Origin of the sequence: Actinokineospora sp. HUAS TT18 (assembly GCF_051364635.1) — a bacterium.
Classification (GTDB): Bacteria; Actinomycetota; Actinomycetes; order Mycobacteriales; family Pseudonocardiaceae; genus Actinokineospora.
The window spans coordinates 4,174,164-4,194,126 of sequence record NZ_CP195645.1 but is presented as its reverse complement, the minus strand read 5'-3'; the positions used below and the strand labels follow the sequence as shown (position 1 = coordinate 4,194,126).

Genomic DNA, 19,963 nt, shown 5'->3' with positions numbered 1-19,963 from the left:
TCGGACGCAGCGACGACTAGGGAGGCGGGACAGTGGTCACGCGCAAGCCCCCACGATCCACTTCGGACCCGATCGGCGGCAGGCTCGACCCCGCGGCCCGCGAGAACGCTTGGCAGCGGCTGGGCGCCGACACCTTCGACGTGGTGATCATCGGCGGCGGCGTGGTCGGTGTCGGCGCCGCGCTCGACGCGGCCACCCGCGGCCTCAAAGTCGCGCTGGTCGAGGCCCGTGACCTGGCGTCCGGCACGTCGAGCCGGTCGAGCAAGCTGTTCCACGGCGGCCTGCGCTACCTGGAGCAACTGGAGTTCGGCCTGGTCCGCGAGGCCCTTCGCGAACGTGAGCTGATGCTGACCCGGCTGGCGCCGCACCTGGTCAAGCCGGTCAGCTTCCTCTACCCGCTGACCAAGCGGATCTGGGAGCGGCCGTACACGGCCGCGGGCCTGTTCCTCTACGACACGATGGGCGGCTCCCGGTCGGTCCCCGGCCAGAAGCACCTCACCCGCGCGGGCGCCCTCCGAATGGTCCCCGCGCTGCGCCGCAACGCGCTCATCGGCGGGATCCGCTACTTCGACGCCCAGGCCGACGACGCCCGCCACACCATGACGGTGGGCCGCACCGCCGCCCACTACGGCGCGGTCGTGCGCACGTCGACGCAGGTGGTGGGGTTTCTGCGGGAGGCGGACCGGGTCGCGGGCGTGCGGGTGCGCGACGTCGAGGACGGGCGGGAGACCGACGTCCGGGCCAACGCGGTGATCAACTGCACCGGGGTGTGGACCGACGAGCTGCAGCGCGTGTCCGGCAGCCGGGGGCGGTTCCGGGTGCGGGCCAGCAAGGGCGTGCACATCGTTGTCCCCCGCGACAGGATCGTCTCCGAGTCCGGGCTGATCCTGCGCACGGAGAAGTCCGTGCTGTTCGTGATCCCGTGGCGCAACCACTGGATCGTCGGCACCACCGACACCGACTGGAACCTCGACCTCGCCCACCCGGCCGCCACGAAGGCCGACATCGACTACATCCTCGACCACGTCAACACCGTGCTGGCGACCCCGCTGACCCACGACGACATCGAGGGCGTCTACGCGGGCCTGCGGCCGCTGCTGGCGGGGGAGAGCGAGGAGAGCTCGAAGCTCTCGCGCGAGCACGCGGTGGCGCGCGTCGCCCCTGGCCTGGTCGCGATCGCGGGCGGGAAGTACACGACGTACCGGGTGATGGCGGCCGACGCGGTGGACGCGGCGGCGGTCGACCTGCCGGGGCGGCTGCAGCCGTCGATCACCGACCGGGTCCCGCTGCTCGGCGCCGACGGCTACCACGCGCTGGTCAACCAGGCCGACCTGCTGGCCTCGCGCCACGGCCTGCACCCGTACCGGGTCCGCCACCTGCTCGACCGCTACGGCGCGCTGATCCACGACGTGCTGGAGCTGGCGGCGGACCGCCCGGAGCTGCTCAAGCCGGTCGACGCGGCGCCGGACTACCTGCGAGTGGAGATCGTCTACGCGGCGGCGCATGAAGGCGCCCTGCACCTGGAGGACACGCTGGCCCGGCGCACCCGCATCTCGATCGAGTACCCCCACCGCGGCGTCGACTGCGCCGAGCAGGTGGCGGGGCTGATGGGTGAGGTGCTGGGCTGGTCGAAGGCGGACCGGGAACGCGAGGTCGCGGTCTACCTGGAGCGCGTCGAGGCCGAGCGTGACTCGCAGACGCAGCCCGATGACGAGGCCGCCGACGCGACCAGGTCGGCCGCGCCCGAGGCACGGCCGAACCTGATGGAGCCGGTGGTCTAGTGGGGCAGCCCTGAGGCGCGCCAGGCGCCGGGGCCGTGGTCGAGCTGGCGGCGGACCGCCGACGTGCGCGACGACCACGCCGAGGTGTCCGGCGCGGTCTCCTCGTCGGCGTTGCCCGCGGCGGCGACCACCGCGGTGAGGGCGGCCAGTTCCACGTCGTCCGGGGTGCCCCGGACGACGCGCAGCAGGGGGGACTCGGTCACGGGCTTCTCCTACAGCGGAATGTTGCCGTGCTTCTTCGGAGGCAAAGTCTCCCGCTTGTCGCGCAGCATGCGCAACGACCGGGCGACATAGCCCCGCGTGTAAGAAGGCGGGATGACGGAGTCGACGTAGCCGCGCTCGGCCGCGACATACGGGTTGAGCAGCGTGTCCTCGTACTCGCGGTCCAGCTTCGCCCGCAGCGCGTCGACGTCCTCGCCCGCCTCAAGAGCATTCTTGAGGGTCTTGCGGTGCAGGATGTTCGACGCGCCGGACGCGCCCATGACCGCGATCTGGGCCGTCGGCCACGCCAGGTTCATGTCGGCGCCGAGGTGCTTGGACCCCATGACGTCGTAGGCGCCGCCGTAGGCTTTGCGGGTGATGACGGTGATCTTCGGGACGGTGGCCTCGGCGTAGGCGTAGATCAGCTTCGCGCCGCGGCGGATGATGCCGGTCCACTCCTGGTCGGTGCCGGGCAGGAAGCCGGGCACGTCGACGAAGGTCAGCACCGGGATGTTGAACGCGTCGCACGTGCGGACGAACCTGGCGGCCTTCTCGGAGGCGTCGATGTCCAGGCAGCCGGCGAACTGCGTCGGCTGGTTGGCCACGATGCCGACGCTCTGCCCCTCGACCCGCCCGAACCCGACGATGATGTTGGGCGCGAACAGCGGGTGGACCTCGAGGAACTCACCGTCGTCGATGACGCGGTTGATCACCTCGTGCATGTCGTAGGGCTGGTTGGCCGAGTCGGGGATCAGCGTCTCGAGCTCGCGGTCGGTGTCGGTCAGGTTGTCCGACACCGCGCCGTCCTCGGCGAACCCGGGGAACACCGGCGCCTCGGACAGGTTGTTCGACGGCAGGAAGGACAGCAACTCCTTGACGTAGGAGATGGCGTCTTCCTCGTCGGCGCCCATGTAGTGCGCGACACCGGACTTGGTGTTGTGCGTGCGCGCGCCGCCGAGTTCCTCAAGGGTGACTTCCTCGCCGGTCACGGTCTTCACGACGTCGGGCCCGGTGATGAACATCTGCGAGGTCTGGTCGACCATCACGATGAAGTCGGTGAGCGCCGGGGAGTAGACGTGCCCACCCGCGTTGGCGCCCATGATCAGCGAGATCTGCGGGACGACACCGGAAGCGCGCACGTTGCGCGTGAAGATCTCGCCGTAGAGGCCGAGCGACACGACACCCTCCTGGATGCGCGCGCCACCGCCCTCGTTGATGCCGATGATCGGGCGGCCGGTCTTGATCGCCAGGTCCATGACCTTGACGATCTTCTCGCCGTACACCTGCCCGAGCGAGCCGCCGAAGACGGTCACGTCCTGGGAGAACACGCACACCGGACGGCCGTCGACGGTGCCGTAGCCGGTCACCACGCCGTCGCCGTAGGGCCGGTTCTTCTCCAGGCCGAAGTTGGTGGAGCGGTGCCGGGCGAGCTCGTCGAGCTCGATGAACGACCCGGGGTCGAGCAGCATGTCGATGCGCTCGCGGGCGGTCATCTTCCCCTTGGCGTGCTGCTTCTCCACCGCCCTCGCCGACCCCGCGTGCACCGCTTCGTCGTTGCGGCGGTAGAGGTCGGCCAGCTTGCCCGCGGTGGTGTGGATGTCGGGCTCGTCCACGGGCGGGGTGCCGATCGGCTCAGTCGCGCTGCTCATGAAGCGGCAGCCTAGCGATCCTGCGCCATTCGGCGGGCGTGGCGTATCCGACATCACCTCGCATGCTGAACCATAGTTCACTGAAGTATAGTTCACTGAACCACGATTCAGAAAGGGGTGCGATGCCTGTCAAACCGGCCGGAGTCTTCGACCGCGACTGGGAGTGGGAGGGCTTGACCAGATTCGCCCTCGGCGGCCGTTCGTCGGCGACGTTGGGCATCGTCAGCGGGCGTCGCAGGCAGGGTAAGAGCTTCCTGCTGGAAGCGCTCGCCGAGCAGACGGGCGGCATCTACTTCGCGGCGACCGAAGGATCCGAGCCGGAATCGCTGAGAATGTTCGCGGGAGCCCTGGCCGCGTTCACCGGGACCCCGCCGGAGCCTTTCCGGGATTGGAATGACGCGATCTCCGCCATGTTCCTGGCGGTTCGCGACCGCCCGGTCCCGGTCGTCATCGACGAATTCCCTTTCCTTTCCAGGGTCTCGCCCGGTCTGCCGTCGATCATTCAGCGGGAGTTGGGACCGGGCGGTTCCGGCACGGAGAGTTCCGCGCGGCTGCTGCTTTGCGGTTCCGCGATGTCGGTCATGGGCAAGCTGCTTTCCGGCCAAGCCCCGCTGCGGGGGCGCGCTTCGCTGGAGTTGATCGTCCAGCCGTTCGGCTACCGGGCGGCGAGTCGGTTTTGGGGGATCGATGACCCGCGGCTCGCTGTTCAACTCCACGCGATCGTCGGCGGTACACCCGCGTATCGGGGGGATTTCGTCGACGACGACACCCCGGAGGATCTCGCGGACTTCGATTCGTGGGTCACCCGAACGGTGCTCAGTCCACGAATGCCGCTCTTCCGGGAAGCGCGGTACCTCCTCGCCGAAGAGGCTGACATCCGTGATCCCGCGCTTTACCACGCGGTGCTGGCGGCGATCGCCGCGGGCAACACCGCTAATGGGCAGATCGCGAGCCACATCGGACGGAAGGCCGATCAGCTCGCGCATCCGCTCGCGGTGCTCGAGGACTGTGGGCTGGTGGCACGCGAACCCGATCTCTTCCGGTCCAACCGCTATCGGTATCGAATCGCCGAACCGCTGATCACCTTCTATGAGGCGATCATGCGGAAGCGCTGGTCCGAGCTCGAGCGGAGGAGGGCTGAGCAGGTGTGGGCGGACTCGCGGCGCACGTTCACGTCCAAGATCGTCGGTCCGCACTTCGAGCAGCTTTGCCGCGAGTTCTCCGCTGAGGTCGACGACAGTGTGTTCGGCGAGTTCCCGTCCGAGGTCGGCGCCGGGGTTGTCAACGATCCAGAGAACCGAACACAGATCGAGATCGATGTCGCCGTCTTGGCCGCGCCAGGCGACGGGCCGAGGGGAGTGCTCGCGCTGGGCGAAGCGAAGTGGGGCGAGACGATGGGCGTCGGCCACGTCGCGCGGCTTTCGCGGGCGCGGGATCTGCTCGCGGTCAAAGGCTGGGACACCCGGTCGACCAAGCTCGCCTGCTACAGCGGTGCCGGGTTCACCGACGAACTGCGGACCGCCGCGGCCGCCGACGGGCGGATCCTGCTCATCGATCTCGAACAGATCTACCGTCCCGAGTGAGTCCGGGCGGCCACGGGAGGCGAACGGATCTAGGCTTGCCCTTATGGCAGCTCTCGACGCCGAGGCCCTGCGTGCGGCCTTGGTCACGCCCTCTGGGCCCTACGCCGCGCTCGACGTGGTGTCCTCGACCGGGTCGACCAACGCCGATCTGATCGCCGCCGAAGGCGCGGCTGATCGGACCGTGCTCATCGCCGAGACGCAGACGGCGGGGCGTGGGCGTCGGGCGCGGGAGTGGGTGTCGCCGCCGGAGTCTGGTCTCTACCTCAGCGTCCTGCTGCGGCCCGAAGGCGTCCCCGCGGCCCGGCTGGGCACGTTGTCGCTGGTCGCGGGGGTGGCGCTGGCCCGCGCGGCCCGGCACGCGGGGGTCACCGCGACGCTGAAGTGGCCCAACGACCTGCTGGCCGGGCTCGCCCAGGCCAAGTGCGCCGGTGTGCTCGCCGAGGTCGGCCAGGACGGTGCCGTCGTGGTCGGGATCGGGGTCAACGTCGGCCCGCTGCCCGACCCGGTGCCGCCCGGCCCCGGCGGCATCCCGGCGACGTCGATCGCCGAGGAAGGCGGGTCCGGCGACCGCGCCGAGCTGGCCGTGGCTCTGCTGCGTGCCTTCGACGAGGCCGAGCGGTCGTGGCGCGGCGCCGAGGGCGACCTGGCGACGTCCGGGCTGCTGGCCGAGTACCGGTCCAACTGCTCGACCCTCGGCCAGCGCGTCCGCGTCGAGCTGCCCGAGGACCGCGACTTCCAGGGCACGGCCATCGACATCGACGGTGAGGGCAGGCTGGTCGTCGACGCGGCGGGGGCGGCGCGGACGGTGTCCGCGGGCGACGTGGTCCACCTGCGGAGCGCATGATTGCAACTTGGTGAGTCCTGCGGACGCGGCGACCGCCCGCCGGTACGGTAGCCGCGTCATCAGCGATGATCGGGAGGACACCGTGGCATACCCGGACGACCTGCTCAGCGACGGCGAGCGCGTCGTGCTGCACAAGCACCCGCATTGGAAGATGCTGCTGCTGCCCTACCTCATCCTGGTCATCGTGCTCGGCCTGGCGATCTGGGGCCTGTTCCTCGTCCAGGACCTGTCGTGGGCGACCATCGCCATGATCATCATCGGCGCGGTCGCCGTGCTGCTGATCGTGTGGCTGTTCTTCGTGCCGTTCATCCGCTGGCGCACCACCCACTTCGTCGTCACCACCGACCGCGTGATGTACCGCGTCGGCGTGATCAACCGCACCGGCATCGACATCCCGCTGTCGCGGATCAGCAGCGTGCGCTTCGAACACGGTCTGATCGACCGGATCGTCGGCTGCGGCACGCTGATCATGGAGTCCTCCGCGCAGGAACCGCTGATGTTCGACGACATCCCGCAGGTGGAGAAGGTCCAGACGCTGCTCTACCGCGAGGTCAACGACAACCCGCACGACGACTTCCACCGCCCCGGCAGCCAGCCGACGGAGGAGTACCCCGAGCAGGGCGGGCGTCGCTGATCATGGGTGCGCGCGAGGTCGGTCTGCCCGCTGTCGTCCCCGGCGACGGGCTCCCCGCCCGGGTGACGATCTGGGAGGTCGGCGCCCGCGACGGACTGCAGAACGAGCAGACGGTCGTCCCGGTCGACGTCAAGATCGAGTTCCTCGACCGGATGGCGGCGGCCGGGCTGACGACGCTGGAGGCCACCAGCTTCGTGCACCCCAAGTGGGTGCCGCAGCTGGCCGACGCCGAGGACCTGCTCGCCAAGCTCGACCGGGTCGACGGCGTCCGCTACCCGGTGCTGGTGCCCAACGAGCGCGGGCTCGACCGGGCGCTGGCCGCCGGGGTGCGCGACATCGCGATCTTCGGCAGCGCCACCGAGACCTTCGCGAACAAGAACCTCAACCGCTCGCTCGACGAGCAGTACACGATGTTCGAGCCGGTCGTGACCAGGGCGCGGGCCGAGGGCCTCGACGTGCGCGCGTACGTCTCGATGTGCTTCGGCGACCCGTGGGAGGGCCCGGTCGCGGCCGCCCAGGTCGCCGCGGTGAGCAAGCGGCTGATGGACATGGGCTGCTCGCAGCTCTCCCTCGGCGACACCATCGGCGTGGCCACGCCCGGCCAGGTCGAGTCCGTGATCACCGCGTGCGGGGCGGCGGGCATCGACGTCCCCGCGATCGCCGTGCACTTCCACGACACCTACGGGCAGGCCCTGTCCAACACGCTGGCCGCGCTGCGCCTGGGTGTGACCACGGTCGACTCGTCGGCGGGCGGCCTCGGCGGCTGCCCCTACGCCGAGTCCGCGACCGGCAACCTCGCCACCGAGGACCTGGTCTGGATGCTCGACGGCCTCGGCGTCGACACCGGCGTCGACCTGGACAAACTCGCCGACACCAGCGCGTGGATGGCCGAGCGGCTCGGCCGCCCGAGCCCGTCGCGGGTTGTGCGGGCACTGCGGGGCTGACGTGGAGATCGTCGAGCTGACCGAGGAGCGCTGGCCCGCGCTGGAGCGGCTGTTCGGCCCGAACGGCGCCCAGATCGGCTGCTGGTGCACGTTCTTCCTGATCACCAACGCCGAGTCGCGCGGGCGGACCGGCGACGACAACCGCGAGCTGCTGTTCTCCCGCGTGTGCTCCGGCCGCCCGGTCGGCCTGCTGGCGATGGACGGCGACGAGGCCCGCGGCTGGGTCGCGGTGGCGCCGCGCCTCGACTACGCCCGGCTGGCCACGACGAAGGCCGCCGCGCCGGTGTCCGCGGACGAGGACCTGAGCGGGATCTGGTCGGTGACCTGCTTCTACATCCACCGCACCGCCCGCCGCAAAGGGTTGAGCGGGGACCTGCTGGCCGCCGCGGTCGCGCACGCTCGGTCGAGCGGCGCCAAGGTCGTCGAGGGCTATCCCGTCGACACCAAGGGCGGGAAGAAGAGCTCCAGGGATCTCTACCACGGCACGCTCGACGTGTTCCTGGACGCCGGTTTCACCGTGGCCGCCGAGCGCGGGCCGAACCGGGCGCTGGTTCGCAAAGAGCTGGGGTAGTTCGGGGAACCGGCGGGCCAGCGGCGGCGTCCAACGCGCGACTGTGCCGACTACCCGCGGAGGTGGCCACCGTGGCCGACCACCGAGCCCAGGTCGAGGATCTGCTCGCGGACTACCGCCGCGGCCGAGATCAGCTCGCCGGGGTCCACCGTGCCCTCGCGGCGATCAACGAGTCGAGCACCAGCCCGTGCGGCCTGGTCACGGCCACCGTATCGGCCCAGGGCCTGCTCACCGCGCTGTCCGTCGCGGACGGCGCCTACCGGTCGTACCGACCGCACGAGCTCGCCGAGGTCATCGTCGCCGCGACGGCGGCCGCCGCGGCGAGCGCGTCCCGCGTGGCCTGCGAGATCATGGCCCCGGTGCTGCCGTCGGGCACCGACCCGGCGGCCATGCTGCGTGGAACGGCCGACCTGACCCCGGCCGAGATCGACCCGCTGCCGGTCGAGGACGAGAGCTTCGAGGACGTCCACTGGCTCGAATCGGGCAAGCCGTGACCCTCAACGCCGATCCCGCCCGCCTCGCCCGCGACGCCGCCCAGTTCACCGCGCTGGCCGAGCGGGTCGAGGCCATCCACCGCGACCTCGCCGACCAGCTGACCGCGCTGGGCGCCTGCTGGGGCGCCGACGAGATCGGCCAGAGCTTCGCCGCGGTACACGCCGCCCCGGCCACCGAGACCCTCACCGCGGTAGGCGGCCTGCCCGCCCGCCTCGGCGACGTCCGCGACCGGTTCGTGAGCACCGCCGCCGCCTACGCGGAAGGCGAGCAGGAGAACGTCGATCGGCTTGGGGGACTGGGCTGATGGGCATCGAGCTGCCCCCCGAACTCGCCGCCGCCGCGGCCGCCGCGGGCGTCACCTGGCCGGAGGCGGATGAGGACGCCCTGCGCGCCGCCGCCCAAGCCTGGCGCACCGCCGCGACCGAGCTTGGCGCCGTCACCGCCGACGCCGACACCGCCGCCCGCACCACCTTGTCCGCCTTCGAGGGGGAGGCCGCGACCGCGGCGGCGGGGCACTGGTCGGCCTTCGTCGCGCCCGACACCGGGCACCTGACCTCGGCCGTGCGCGGCTGCACCGCCGCGGCCGACCGACTGGACCACGCCGCCGACCAGGTCGGCGCCGCGAAGACCGAGATCGTCCGGCAACTGACCGCCCTGGCGAAGAACGCCGACGCCGCCGCGGGGAACCCGACCGCGATGCTCGGGCTCGACACCGCGATCAAGGGCACGGCGGTGAACATCGCCGCGATCAAGGACACGCTGGTGAGCGCGGTGCAGCCGGGGTCTGGGCGGGACGTGGGCGCTGTTCGGGACGTGGTTCACGCGCAGCCGGGTGTGGTCGAGGGCAAGTCGTTCGGCTTGGGCGGCTTGATCGACAAGGCGGTCTCCGCGATCTCGAGCGGTATCGGCGCTGCGGATCCGGCGAGCGGGACGGGTGCTCGGGCGGACTTCGCGGGCGCTGGGAATCCGGCGAGCGGGGCGGGCGTCCGCGCGGACTTCGCGGGCGGTCTGGGGAACCTGGTCGCCGGTGTCGGCGGATTGGCCGGTGGCGTGGTCACGGGCGCGGGTCAGGCGGTGGCTGGGACGGCCCAGTTGGCCGGCGGTGTGGTCGCGGACGCGGGTCAGGTCGGGGCACAGTCGGGGCACCTGGTGCCGGGTGCGGGTGGCTTGATCGCCGGGGTTGGGCAGGCTGCGGGCGGTGTCGTCGCCGGGACCGGGCAGGTTGTCGCGGGCACGGTCAATGTGGCCGGTGGAGTGGTTGCCGGAGTGGGGGACCTGGCCGGTGGAGTGGTTGCCGGGACTGGGCAGGTTGTGGCGGGAACGGCCGACTTGGCTGGTGGGGTGGTCGCGGGGACTGGGCAGGTTGTGGCGGGCACGGTCAATGTGGCCGGTGGAGTCGTCGCCGGCGTGGGGGACCTGGCCGGTGGAGTGGTTGCCGGGACCGGGGAGATTGTGGCGGGCACGGCCGATCTGGCTGGTGGGGTGGTCGCGGGGACTGGGCAGGTTGTGGCGGGCACGGCCAATGTGGCTGGTGGAGTCGTTGCCGGCGCGGGAGACCTGGCCGGGGGCGTGGTCGCGGATGCGAGTCAGGTCGTGGCCAACACGGGTCAATTGGCTGGCGGAGTGGTGGCCGGGGCTGGGGATTTGGCGAGCGTGGCCCAGTCAGGGGACCTGGGTGCGGTCGCGAACGAAGTCGCCGACCTCGCGAACGCGGCGCATCAGGATCCGGTGACCGTTCTCCCCGAGCCCGCCGCCGTTTTCGAACTCTCGCCCGACGCGCCCACGCCACCTACGGGGGTGCCCATCCAGAACGAAGGGGTGCACGCCGCCGCGGCCGCGGTGATCGATGCGCCCGCACAGGCCGTCTCCGCTCCGCCCCCGGCTGGGGCCAACCCCGCGCCGCCGCCATCGGCGCCGGGGGGCGAGGTGGGTGCGGATCGGCAGTCCGCGCCCGCACCCAGAGCTGAATCGGCGGTCGGCGGTCGCGCCCAGGCCGCACCCAGGGCCGAAACGCCCGTGGCCGGTGCGCGGCAGGCCGAGGCCGCCAGGCCGGCGCCCAGAGCCGAGGCGCCCGGTGCGCGGCAGCCCGAGGCCGCTAGGCCGGCGCCCAGGGCCGACGCGCCCGCGGCAGGCGGGCGGCAGGCCGAGGCCGCCGGGCCCGCGCCCAGACCCGACGCGCCAGGGGCGCGGCAACCCGAGGCGATGGCAGGCGGCCACGAACCCGTGGCGGCTGCGCGTGAGTCCCAACCCAACCACCACCTCGACGACATCGCAGCGCCCCTGCCCGCGATCGTCGCCTACGACCAGAACGGGCGGACCAGCGCGAGCAGCGCCGAGAGCCGGCCCCAGAAGGCCGAGCAGGAGCAGTCTCAGGACCTGAGCCTCTTCCTCGTCCACCTCTTCCCCATCGGCCACCTCCCCGTGGCCGCGAGCAGCCCCACCCGCCAACTCCCCGCACCACCGGCCGAGGTCGACTACGCCGCGGGCCTCCGGTTCCCGCCCGGCGACCACCCCGTCCCCCTCGACCTGACCACCAGGACCACCAAAGAACCCCACGATCCCCAGGAACACACCCTCGCCGACGGCTACGACCCGCTGGGCGGCGAGAACGAACGCGACTGGGATCGCCGGTTCGTGGTCCGGCACGACGAGTCCGGCACCGAGTACGCCTGGCCCCCCGGCGAGGTCTACCCGGAAGGCGGCTCAGCCGACGGCGAGCCCGAGACCCTCGCCCCCGGCACGCTCATCGACCGGTTCGGCACCCCCGAAGGGCGCGTCTTCTCCGCTGACGGCACCCCGTTCGCCCAGCGGTCGCTGCCGCCCACGCACGTCGAGGCCGAGTACCGCCGGTACAGGGTGCTCAGGGACCTACCCGTCTGGCGCGCGGTGTCGGCGCCCTGGTTCGGGCAGCGTGGTGGGGGCGAGCGGTACCGGGCGACCGCGTCGGCCGCCGATCTTGTCGCCATGGGCTATCTCGAGGAGGAGCTGTGAACGCCGAGTCGATCATCGAGCTGCTGGCGGCGGTCGGCGTCCCGGCCGAGGTCGTGACCATCGGCGGCGAGGCCGACAACACCTGGTGCCTGGTGCACGAGGGCGACGGCTGGGAGGTGTTCTGGCGCGAGCAGGGCAACCGCTACGACTGGGCCAGGTTCAGCAGTGAGGCCGTGGCCTGCCACTACCTTTTCGGCAGGCTGACCTGGTCCCAAGTCGTCCGCGGTGTCGTGGGCGTTCGCTAGGACAGCAGCTTCAGCGCGGTCTCGTGCAGGTGGCCGTTGGAGGTCAGCGCCGAGCCGCCGTGGATGGTGGGGTCGCCGGTCAGGTCGCTGAAGCGGCCGCCCGCCTCCTCGACGAGGACGCGCAGCGGGGCGACGTCCCACGGGTTGACGATGGCCTCGGCGGCGAGGTCGATCACGCCTTCCGCGACCAGGCAGTGCTGCCAGAAGTCGCCGAACGCGCGGGTTTCCCAGCAGGCGTCGACGAGGGTCAGGTACTTCTCGCGCGAGTGGTATTCCACCCACGAGCCCAGGTCGGTCGTCGACAAGTAGGCGTCGGCGATGTCGCGGACGCCGGACACCGCGAGCCTGCGCGGGGACCCACCGTTCTCCGCGGCCCATGCGCCCTCGCCGCGGGCGGCCCACCAGCGCTTGCCCAGCGCGGGCGCGCTCGCCACGCCGACGATGGGCGTGCCGTCCTCGATCAGCGCGATCAGGGTGCCCCACGCGGGCACGCCGCGCAGGAAGTTCTTGGTGCCGTCGATCGGGTCGAGCAGCCAGGTGCGGCCCGCGACGACCTGCCCGCCGCGCTCCTCGCCCGCCACCGCGTCGTCCGGGCGTTCCTCGGCGAGCAGGGCGCGGATGGCGTCCTCGACAGCGGTGTCGGCGTCGGTCACCGGCGAGCGGTCGGGCTTGCGCTCGACCTTGAGGTCGGCGGCGCGGAACCGGGAGTGGGTGATCGCGTCGGCCGCGTCGGCCAATCGCAGGGCGAAGGTCAGGTCGCTTGACACGGGCACGATCGTCGCACGCCTAGGCGCTGTCCTGTGAGCCCGGTGCGCGGGATCGGTGATCCGGGTGGTTCCTGGGCGCGCGGGCGGGAAGTCGCACGTACTGGGTGTACTTGGGCTTTCCGCCCGTGCGGCCAGGGGCCGCCGGGCGCCGATAGCGTGCGCCGGGCTCACAGGACAGTGCCTAGGCTGAGCACCGTGAGTGTGGTGCTGCTGGCTGAGGACGACGCCGCCATTGCCGACCCGCTCTCCCGGGCACTGCACCGGGAGGGCTACGAGGTCGAGGTGGTGGCCGACGGCCACCGTGCCCTGGAGGTGGCCTCCACCGGCCATCCCGACCTGATGGTGCTCGACCTCGGCCTGCCCGGGATCGACGGCCTCGACGTGTGCCGCAGGCTGCGCGCCGCGGGCCGCACCATCCCCGTGCTGATGCTGACCGCGCGCGCCGACGAGGTCGACTTCGTCGTCGGGCTCGACGCGGGCGCCGACGACTACGTGGCCAAGCCGTTCCGGCTGGCCGAACTGCTGGCCCGCATCCGCGCGCTGCTGCGCAGGCAGGCCCCGGGCGCGATCGACGTCAACGGCGTTCGGATGGACCTGGCCGCGCGGGTGGTCACCGTTGACGGGGTCGAGGTCTCCTTGGCCAACAAGGAGTTCGAGCTGCTGCGGGTGCTGATCCAGCGCGCGGGCAAGGTCGTCACCCGGGAGGAGATCCTGGGCGAGGTGTGGAGCGACCCGGACCTCAAGACCAGCAAGACCCTGGACATGCACATGTCGTGGCTGCGCAGGAAGCTCGGCGAGGGCGGCCCGCGCGCGGCTGAGCGGCGGATCGCGACCGTGCGCGGTGTCGGCTTCCGCTTCAACGCCGACTGATGCGCCGCCGCATCCTGCTCGCCATCCTGCTCGCGGTGCTGGTCACCGCGTGCGCGCTGGGCATCCCGCTCGGCTACACGGCCCTGCAGGTCGTGGAGTCGCTGACCAGGGAGGACCTGGCGGCCCGCGCGCAGCAGATCGCCGCGACCCTCGACGACGAGATCGCCAACGGCCGCGGTGTCGACCTGTCCAAGGTGCAGCTCGCGGTGCCGCCCGGCGGCAGGCTGACCGTGACGCTGCCGTCGGAGGGCGCGCGCACGCTCGGCCCGGACCTGCCGTCGGACACCGTCACCGAGGAGGTGCCGATCGTCCAGCAGGGCCGGGTCCGGCTCTCGGTCGACGCGGCTCCGATGCGCACCCGGCAGACGCAGGTGGCCGCGCTGGTGGCGCTGGTCGTGGTCGCCACAGTCGCGATCGGCACGGCGGTGGCGACGGTGACCGCGCGCAGGCTGGCCCGGCCGCTGCGCCACGTCGCCGCCCGCGCCACGCGCCTCGGCGCGGGCGACTTCCGGCTCGACCGCACCCGCTACGACCTGCACGAACTCGACCTCGTCGCCGAGGCGCTCGACGCGTCGGCCACCGCGCTGGCCGAGCTGGTGCAGCGGGAGCGCGACCTGGTCAGCGATGTGTCCCACCAGCTCCGCAGCAGGCTGACGGCGCTGCAGCTGCGGCTGGAGACACTGGCCGCCGCGCCGGACGAGGACGTCGCCGCCGAGGCCGGGGCGGCCCTGGAACAGGCCGAACGGCTCGCCGACGTGCTGGACGAGCTGCTGGCGGCCGCGCGGGAGGCGCGGGCGGTGGACGCCGAGCCGGTCGACCTGGCCGTCGAGCTGACCGCGATCGCCGACGAATGGCGCGAGCCGCTGCGGTCGGAGGGCCGCTCGCTGCGGCTGCGTCTGCACCCCAGCCTGCTGGCCAAGGCCACGCCAGCGCGGCTGCGCGAGGCCATCGGGGTGCTGCTGGACAACGCCCTGCGCCACGGCGGCGGCACGGTCATCCTCACCGCCCGCCCCGGCGACGCGGCGACGGTGGTCGTGGAGGTTACCGACGCGGGCGCGGGCGTCCCGGACGAGCTGGTCCCGCACATCTTCGACCGAGGCGTCTCCGGCGCGGGATCGACGGGTCTCGGCTTGGCGCTGGCCCGCGCGCTGGTGGACTCCGACGGTGGCCGGTTGGAACTGTCGACGGCCCGGCCCGCGACGTTCACGGTGTTCCTGCCGGTGCCGCGCGCGGGGGACGTGCGCGGGGTGCGCTGGTCGACGCAGAAGTCGCCGCGCTGACCGCTCAGGAGTGGCCGAGTGCCTCGGCGGCTTCGTCGTCCTCGCCGACGGTCTCCCGGCGGCGCTGGCCGAGTTCCTCGGGGAACACCCACTTCTTGAAGCCCCAGAACCGGAAGAACATCGCCATCAGCATGCCGATGACCGAGCCGCTGATGAAGTCGGCGCTCTCCTGCACCAGCAGGCTGACGTGCGGCATCTCCAGGTCGAGCCAGTACCGCGAGATGTAGGGCGGGATCAGGTTGATCGCCACACCGCCCGCGCTGATCAGGAAGAACAGCGCGGCCTCGTGGTGGGTCTCGCGGCCGCCCCTGGTCCGGAACGACCACTCGCGGTTGAGGATGTAGGAGAAGATCGTCGCCACGATGACCGCGATGGCCTTCGCGGTGATCGGCTTCTCCTCCAGCACGGTGAACTTCAGCGCGAACCAGATGCCGTTGTCGATCACGAACGTGGTGCCGCCGACGATGGCGAACTTCAGGAGTTCGCGGTGCTTGAGCAGCAACTCGCGCAGTGGCCCCGGAACCCGGGCGAGCACGGACTCGACGACGGTCACCCGACCAGTCTACGGATTGCGCGCCGGACGCCTCAGCAGGGCAGGTCCCACCGCTTCAGTTTCTGCCTCCCACCTGCGCAGTACGGTGTGGGCGCCGCTTCGGGCGTCGCCGTCGGCGTGGTGGTGGTCTTGGCGGGCGGGATCGTCGTCGGCTCGGTCGTCGTGGTGGTCGTCGGCGCGACCGCCGTCGGCTTGGTGGTCGTGGTGGCGGGCGGGCGGTGCTGGGTCGGTTCGACCTTGTCCGACGTGGTGGTCGTCGGCTTCGTGTTCGTCGCGGTCTGGCTCGAGTTGGGCCACCACGGGCCGTGCGCCCACGGCACCCACACCGACGCCGAGTCGCTCGCCGAGCCGAGTACCGCGGTGGCGGTGATCTTGCGCGACTTGCCGTCGTGCGGGTGGTCGGGGCCGCGGCCGACCCGGAACACGGCGCTGACCTTGCCGTTCGGCGCCAGCGCGGCGGTCGCGCAGTCGATGTTCGCCGGGCCGCCGGAGCACGTGATCGGGCCGGACGAGGACACCATGGACCCGCCCTCGTTCACGCCGAGGGAGACCGCCTTGGTGCTGGTGCCGGTGTTGGTCACGGTGACCTTGAGCAGCACATCGCGCTGCCACGGCCACAGCTGGCCGAACCAGTCGTCGGTGTAGAGCGAGGCGCGCACGTCGACCTTGTCGACCGTCGCAGGGGGGCGGACCTCGACGGGGACGGTCACGTTGACCGACAGGGTCGTGCCCGCGCTGACCGTGCCGGTGACCTGGCCGCCGACCGCGTTCCCGTCGGCGACGAGCCGGAACATCAGGGTGACCGCGTCGCCGGGGCGCAGGCCCTCGGTGGTGCCGCAGGTGACCGAGCCGGTGCCGCCGGGGCAGCGCACGACGTCGGTGCGCTGGGCGGCGAGCAGCGGGGCGTCGAAGCGCAGCATCGGGTCGCCGGTGAGCCGGTTCGGCGTGGCCGGGATCGCCCGGACGCCCTGGGGCAGTGCGAGGGTGGCGCTGATCGGCTTGGACACGCTGCCGCCGGTGTTGCGCACGGTGATCGGCAGGTCGACCGGCCCGCCGCCGGGCACGAGCGAGATCGGGGTGCCTGGCCCGCCCGCCGACAGGCTCGGCGGAGCCGGGACCGGGGTCGGCTCCGGCGCGGGCGGCGGCACGGGCCGCGCGGGCGGCGCGGGCGTCGACTTCGGCGGGATCGTCGTCGGCGCGGGTTTCGCGGCGGGCGGCTCCTGCGGTGCGGGCGGGGCCGGTGGCGCGGGCGGCGGCGGGGCTGGCGGGTTCGGGGTGGCGGTGGCCGGGGCGGGCGCGGCGGCCGGGATCTGCTGCCCGGTCGGCGACGCGGCCAGCCCGACGGCGACGGCCGCGGCCAGCGCGACGCCGGAGGCGGCCACGCCGAGGAACTGCCGGGGCGCGCTCGCCGCGGCACCGGCGGCGCCGCCCGCGCTCGCGGCGGCGACCCCGGCGGTCGCGACGGTGGCGGTCCCGGCGGCGGCCTTGGCCAGCGCCAGGTAGCCGGCGGTGGCGCCGAAGCCGAGCACCAGGGGCGCGACGTTGACGCGGAGGCCGGTGTTGATGTCGGAGAGCTCCGCGGCCAGGGCGCGGCAGCGTTCGCAGTCGTCGAGGTGGAGTTCGACCTGGGCGGTCTCGCGCTTGGACAGGCCGCCGCGGACCCAGGCGCCGAGGCGGTCGGCGGTGGCGCGGCAGCGGTCGGAGGTGGTTTCGGCGAGGTGGACCTGGAGGTATGCCTGGCGGAGTCCTTCGCGGGCGCGGTAGGCGAGTGCGGAGACGCCGTTGGCGGTGAGGCCGAGGATGGGGGCTACCTGGGCGGGGCTCTGGCCTTCGATCTCGGTGTGCCAGAGGACGGCCTGCCAGCGTTCGGGGAGCATGGCGAAGGCGCGGGCGGCGAGGCTGCGTTCGAGTCCGGCGACGGCGGTGTCGGAGAAGGGGACGCTGACCGCGTCGGGGTTGACGCCGCTGACCTGGGAGACGTCGTCGGAGAGTTCGACCTTCTTGTCGCGGCGGGTCTTGTCGTAGGCGGTGTGGCGCAGCGCGGTGAGCAGGTAGGCGCGGAAGGCGGAGTCGGGGCCGCGGCCCTGGCGCAGGGTGTCGAGGACTTTGGCGAAGGCCTCGGAGACGAGGTCGTCGGCTTCGGCGGGGGATCGGGTGAGCTGGCGCGCGAGGTTGCGCGCGGCACCCACGTGCCGCTCGTAGAGCGATCCGTAGGCCGACACGGTCCCGGCGCGGACCGAATCGATGAGCTCGGCGTCGCTGGGTCCGTCGAGATCAGCCGGGACGGTCGACACGGTCCTCCCTCTCGCGCGGTCGGCCTCGAACTCCCCGTCCAGGCTCACGACCGCGCTCTCCGCGACCTAGTGTGACTGATGCTCACTCAGCCGTCATCTCCTCACTCATCTGGGGGAGGGGCACCTGTTTCCCGGGAATCGCGTCACGGAACGCTGTCGAGGGCGTTTCCCCTGCGGAACAACGACGGAAGGACCCAAGGGTGTCGGTACGGGCGGCGGATTCACGGTGGCACCGTGGCGACGCGGACGGTACCCACCGCAAGGTCCTCCGGGCCCGCTGGCGCACCGCGAGCCTCGCGGCGGGCTGGCGCTTCCCCAACGACTGGGGCCTGCCCGAGGTCGATGAGGTGTGCGCGACCGTCGTCGCCGACGGCGAGGTGACCACCGCGCTGGCCGACCTCGGCCGCGCCAGGGCCCGCTCCGGCGCCGGGCTCGACGAGACGCTGACCGACCTCGCCGCCCTCCACGCCGTGCTGGCCAACCCCGCAGAACGCGGCGGCCTGGTCGCCGCCGACCCCGACGCCACCCCGGCCAAGCTGCTCCGCGCCGTCGCCCTCGCCTGGGCCGACGCGACGCTCGGCGACCTGCGTGACTCGTCGGCCACCGAGACCCTGACCGGGCTGGCGACCGAGGAGTACCTGCAGGTCAGGATCGGTGAGCTGTACCGCCACGGCAGGCGCCACGACGTGCACCCCGCAGACCGGTACGTGCTGCTGGTGGTCACCCTCGACCTGTCGGACGTCGCGGGCTGGCCGCGCCTGATGGCGATGATCCTCGTCGGCGACGCCCTGCGGAGGGTCTTCGACGGCGGCGAGACGCTCGCGGTGCTCGGTCCGTCGGTCGCCGCGGTTCTGGCCGAAAGGGACGCCGCCTTGCCCGCCCGCGCCCGTGAGGCACGTGCCTTGATCGCCGAACGACTTGGCGTCGATCCACAGTTGCACACCGCCCGGCGCGCCGATGTCCGAGTGGAACGGCTGCCCTGCGGTGAGGAAGCGGCGCGGACACTTGTCCGAAATGTGCGCCGGGCGTGAACCGAGAGTGGTGCTGACGATCACTCGGTGAAGCCGTGATTTGCTGTGGCCCGTGATCGATACTGCCGTGGCCACACGGTCCCGCGTGTGGGCGTCGGTGTACTTCTTCCCCGCTGTCTGTGTGGTGGCCGGGATCGTAGGCTGGCTTCTCGGCTGGCACTTGGGTGTGGACAGCGCGGTCTACCGCTCCGGCGCGGTCGCTCTGTTGCACGGGGAACCGCTCTACGACTTACCTTTCCTGTCCCACGAGCCTTCGTGGGCGCGGCTGCCGTTCACCTACCCGCCGACGGCGACGCTGCTTTTCCTGCCGATGTCGCTGGTGCCCACGCAGGTCAGCTGGGGAATCCTCGGCGCGGTCTCGATCATCGCCTGCGTCTGGGTCGTCAAGCTGTCGGTCGAGGCGATCCCGAACCGTCCACAGTGGATGGACCCGGCGCGGACCGTCGCCGTCCTCGGTGTGGTCCTGCTCGGACTGGAACCGGTGTGGCGCACCGTTCTGCTCGGACAGATCAACCTGGTCCTGATGGCACTGATCGTCATCGACGTGCTGACCGGCAAGCCGCGCGGCGTGTTCGTCGGCGTCGCCGCGGCGATCAAGCTGACCCCGCTGATCTTCGTCGTGCACCTGCTGCTGATCGGCCGCCGCGCCGACGCCGCGCGCGCCATGGTCACCTTCGTGGCGCTGCAGGCGACGATGTGGCTGGTCGTCCCGCACGACGTGACCGAGTTCTGGACCAACGCCGTGCGCGACCCGCAGCGCATCGGGCCGATCCACTGGGCGGGCAACCAGTCGCTCAACGGCCTGATCCTGCGGCTGAGCGACAACGCCGACTGGACGATGCGCCTCGCGGTGCCGCTCGGCATCCTGCTCGCCATCCCGTGCCTGATGTGGGTCCGGCGCTTTCGGGACCGGCCGCTGCCCGCGCTGCTGGTGACCGCGTTCCTCGGTCTTGCTGTGAGCCCGGTCTCGTGGTCGCACCACTGGGTGTGGTCGGTGCCGCTGGTGGTGTTCCTGCTCTCCCGCCTGCCCGACCGGCCGCGGCCGCGCGACTTCGCGCCGGTCGGCGCGGTCGTCGCCGTCTACGCGAGCTGCGTGCTGTTGGCCATGCGGCACAGCAACGACATCGAACTGGAGTGGACACCCGCCGAGTTCGTCATCGGCAGCGCATACCTGCTCGTGCCGCTCGTGGCCGGGGTGATTGTCCTGGTCAGGCGACTCCAGCGTTAGTG

At 72.1% G+C, this 19,963-nt stretch carries 19 protein-coding genes; 14 read left to right on the top strand and 5 right to left on the bottom strand.

Going from position 1 to position 19,963, the window contains the following annotated elements; all coding sequences use genetic code 11:
* The first annotated feature begins 32 nt into the window (after positions 1-32).
* Positions 33-1,781 (top strand): glycerol-3-phosphate dehydrogenase/oxidase, encoded by a 1,749-nt coding sequence (locus ACSHT8_RS18760; RefSeq protein WP_436492149.1) that lies wholly within the window; start codon positions 33-35, stop codon positions 1,779-1,781.
* Here the strand turns inward: ACSHT8_RS18760 and ACSHT8_RS18755 are convergent.
* Positions 1,778-1,984 carry an acyl-CoA carboxylase subunit epsilon gene (locus tag ACSHT8_RS18755; RefSeq protein WP_436492148.1) on the bottom strand — a complete coding sequence of 69 codons (207 nt, stop codon included), beginning with the start codon at positions 1,982-1,984 and terminating at the stop codon, positions 1,778-1,780. The genes ACSHT8_RS18760 and ACSHT8_RS18755 overlap by 4 nt on opposite strands.
* A 9-nt stretch (positions 1,985-1,993) precedes the next feature.
* The gene (locus ACSHT8_RS18750; RefSeq protein ID WP_436492146.1) at positions 1,994-3,631 is read right to left on the bottom strand and encodes an acyl-CoA carboxylase subunit beta; all 1,638 of its coding nucleotides are present in this window, start codon (positions 3,629-3,631) and stop codon (positions 1,994-1,996) included.
* A 212-nt stretch (positions 3,632-3,843) separates the two neighbouring features.
* Between ACSHT8_RS18750 and ACSHT8_RS18745 the strand changes: the two genes are divergently transcribed.
* The 9 genes from ACSHT8_RS18745 (at position 3,844) to ACSHT8_RS18705 (ending at position 11,938) form a co-directional block, all read left to right on the top strand.
* Entirely contained in the window at positions 3,844-5,214 is a 1,371-nt protein-coding gene (locus ACSHT8_RS18745) for an ATP-binding protein (protein ID WP_436492145.1), read from the top strand.
* 43 nt (positions 5,215-5,257) lie between these two features.
* Positions 5,258-6,058 carry a biotin--[acetyl-CoA-carboxylase] ligase gene (locus ACSHT8_RS18740; RefSeq protein WP_436492144.1) on the top strand — a complete coding sequence of 267 codons (801 nt, stop codon included), beginning with the start codon at positions 5,258-5,260 and terminating at the stop codon, positions 6,056-6,058.
* A gap of 82 nt (positions 6,059-6,140) precedes the next feature.
* A complete protein-coding gene (locus ACSHT8_RS18735; protein ID WP_436492143.1) occupies positions 6,141-6,692 on the top strand; it encodes a PH domain-containing protein in 552 nt (183 codons plus the stop codon).
* 2 nt (positions 6,693-6,694) lie between these two features.
* The gene (locus ACSHT8_RS18730) at positions 6,695-7,636 is read left to right on the top strand and encodes a hydroxymethylglutaryl-CoA lyase (RefSeq protein WP_436492141.1); all 942 of its coding nucleotides are present in this window, start codon (positions 6,695-6,697) and stop codon (positions 7,634-7,636) included.
* Between the two features lies 1 nt (position 7,637).
* Complete coding sequence (locus tag ACSHT8_RS18725; protein ID WP_436492140.1) at positions 7,638-8,207, top strand: GNAT family N-acetyltransferase; 570 nt, start codon at positions 7,638-7,640, stop codon at positions 8,205-8,207.
* Positions 8,208-8,278: 71 nt separating this feature from the next.
* On the top strand, positions 8,279-8,701 hold the full coding sequence (locus ACSHT8_RS18720) for a YbaB/EbfC family nucleoid-associated protein (RefSeq protein ID WP_436492139.1): 423 nt from the start codon (positions 8,279-8,281) through the stop codon (positions 8,699-8,701).
* On the top strand, positions 8,698-9,006 hold the full coding sequence (locus ACSHT8_RS18715; protein WP_436492138.1) for a WXG100 family type VII secretion target: 309 nt from the start codon (positions 8,698-8,700) through the stop codon (positions 9,004-9,006). Before ACSHT8_RS18720 ends, ACSHT8_RS18715 begins: the two co-directional genes overlap by 4 nt.
* Positions 9,006-11,693, top strand: a complete 2,688-nt coding sequence (locus ACSHT8_RS18710; protein ID WP_436492137.1) for a glycohydrolase toxin TNT-related protein — start codon at positions 9,006-9,008, stop codon at positions 11,691-11,693. Before ACSHT8_RS18715 ends, ACSHT8_RS18710 begins: the two co-directional genes overlap by 1 nt.
* On the top strand, positions 11,690-11,938 hold the full coding sequence (locus ACSHT8_RS18705) for a hypothetical protein (RefSeq protein ID WP_436492136.1): 249 nt from the start codon (positions 11,690-11,692) through the stop codon (positions 11,936-11,938). Before ACSHT8_RS18710 ends, ACSHT8_RS18705 begins: the two co-directional genes overlap by 4 nt.
* Here ACSHT8_RS18705 and hisN read toward each other — a convergent pair.
* Entirely contained in the window at positions 11,935-12,705 is a 771-nt protein-coding gene (gene hisN / locus ACSHT8_RS18700; protein WP_436492135.1) for a histidinol-phosphatase, read from the bottom strand. The two genes, ACSHT8_RS18705 and hisN, sit on opposite strands and share 4 nt — an antisense overlap.
* Positions 12,706-12,900: 195 nt before the next feature.
* On the opposite strand from hisN, the gene ACSHT8_RS18695 reads away from it, so the two are divergent.
* Together ACSHT8_RS18695 and ACSHT8_RS18690 are read left to right on the top strand one after the other, a co-directional pair.
* The gene (locus tag ACSHT8_RS18695; protein WP_436492134.1) at positions 12,901-13,575 is read left to right on the top strand and encodes a response regulator transcription factor; all 675 of its coding nucleotides are present in this window, start codon (positions 12,901-12,903) and stop codon (positions 13,573-13,575) included.
* The gene (locus tag ACSHT8_RS18690) at positions 13,575-14,855 is read left to right on the top strand and encodes an ATP-binding protein (protein WP_436492133.1); all 1,281 of its coding nucleotides are present in this window, start codon (positions 13,575-13,577) and stop codon (positions 14,853-14,855) included. The genes ACSHT8_RS18695 and ACSHT8_RS18690 overlap by 1 nt, the downstream gene beginning before the upstream one ends.
* A gap of 4 nt (positions 14,856-14,859) precedes the next feature.
* Here the strand turns inward: ACSHT8_RS18690 and ACSHT8_RS18685 are convergent, their stop codons facing one another.
* Positions 14,860-15,408 carry a GtrA family protein gene (locus tag ACSHT8_RS18685; protein WP_436492132.1) on the bottom strand — a complete coding sequence of 183 codons (549 nt, stop codon included), beginning with the start codon at positions 15,406-15,408 and terminating at the stop codon, positions 14,860-14,862.
* Between the two features lie 32 nt (positions 15,409-15,440).
* Entirely contained in the window at positions 15,441-17,750 is a 2,310-nt protein-coding gene (locus ACSHT8_RS18680) for a sigma-70 family RNA polymerase sigma factor (protein WP_436492131.1), read from the bottom strand.
* Between the two features lie 152 nt (positions 17,751-17,902).
* Here ACSHT8_RS18680 and ACSHT8_RS18675 point away from each other — a divergent pair, with 152 nt between their 5' ends.
* Together ACSHT8_RS18675 and ACSHT8_RS18670 are read left to right on the top strand one after the other, a co-directional pair.
* Positions 17,903-18,733 (top strand): GGDEF domain-containing protein, encoded by an 831-nt coding sequence (locus tag ACSHT8_RS18675; RefSeq protein ID WP_436492130.1) that lies wholly within the window; start codon positions 17,903-17,905, stop codon positions 18,731-18,733.
* A 67-nt stretch (positions 18,734-18,800) separates the two neighbouring features.
* Positions 18,801-19,961, top strand: coding sequence for a glycosyltransferase 87 family protein (locus ACSHT8_RS18670; RefSeq protein WP_436492129.1), 1,161 nt, complete (start codon positions 18,801-18,803; stop codon positions 19,959-19,961).
* The last annotated feature ends 2 nt before the right edge of the window (positions 19,962-19,963 follow it).

What these genes read in the sequence shown, in the direction of transcription:
- ACSHT8_RS18750 (WP_436492146.1), bottom strand. Translation starts at nt 3,631, where the DNA reads ATGAGCAGCGCGACTGAGCCGATCGGCACCCCGCCCGTGGACGAGCCC.
- ACSHT8_RS18740 (WP_436492144.1), top strand. Translation starts at nt 5,258, where the DNA reads ATGGCAGCTCTCGACGCCGAGGCCCTGCGTGCGGCCTTGGTCACGCCC.
- ACSHT8_RS18730 (WP_436492141.1), top strand. Translation starts at nt 6,695, where the DNA reads ATGGGTGCGCGCGAGGTCGGTCTGCCCGCTGTCGTCCCCGGCGACGGG.
- ACSHT8_RS18710 (WP_436492137.1), top strand. Translation starts at nt 9,006, where the DNA reads ATGGGCATCGAGCTGCCCCCCGAACTCGCCGCCGCCGCGGCCGCCGCG.
- ACSHT8_RS18690 (WP_436492133.1), top strand. Translation starts at nt 13,575, where the DNA reads ATGCGCCGCCGCATCCTGCTCGCCATCCTGCTCGCGGTGCTGGTCACC.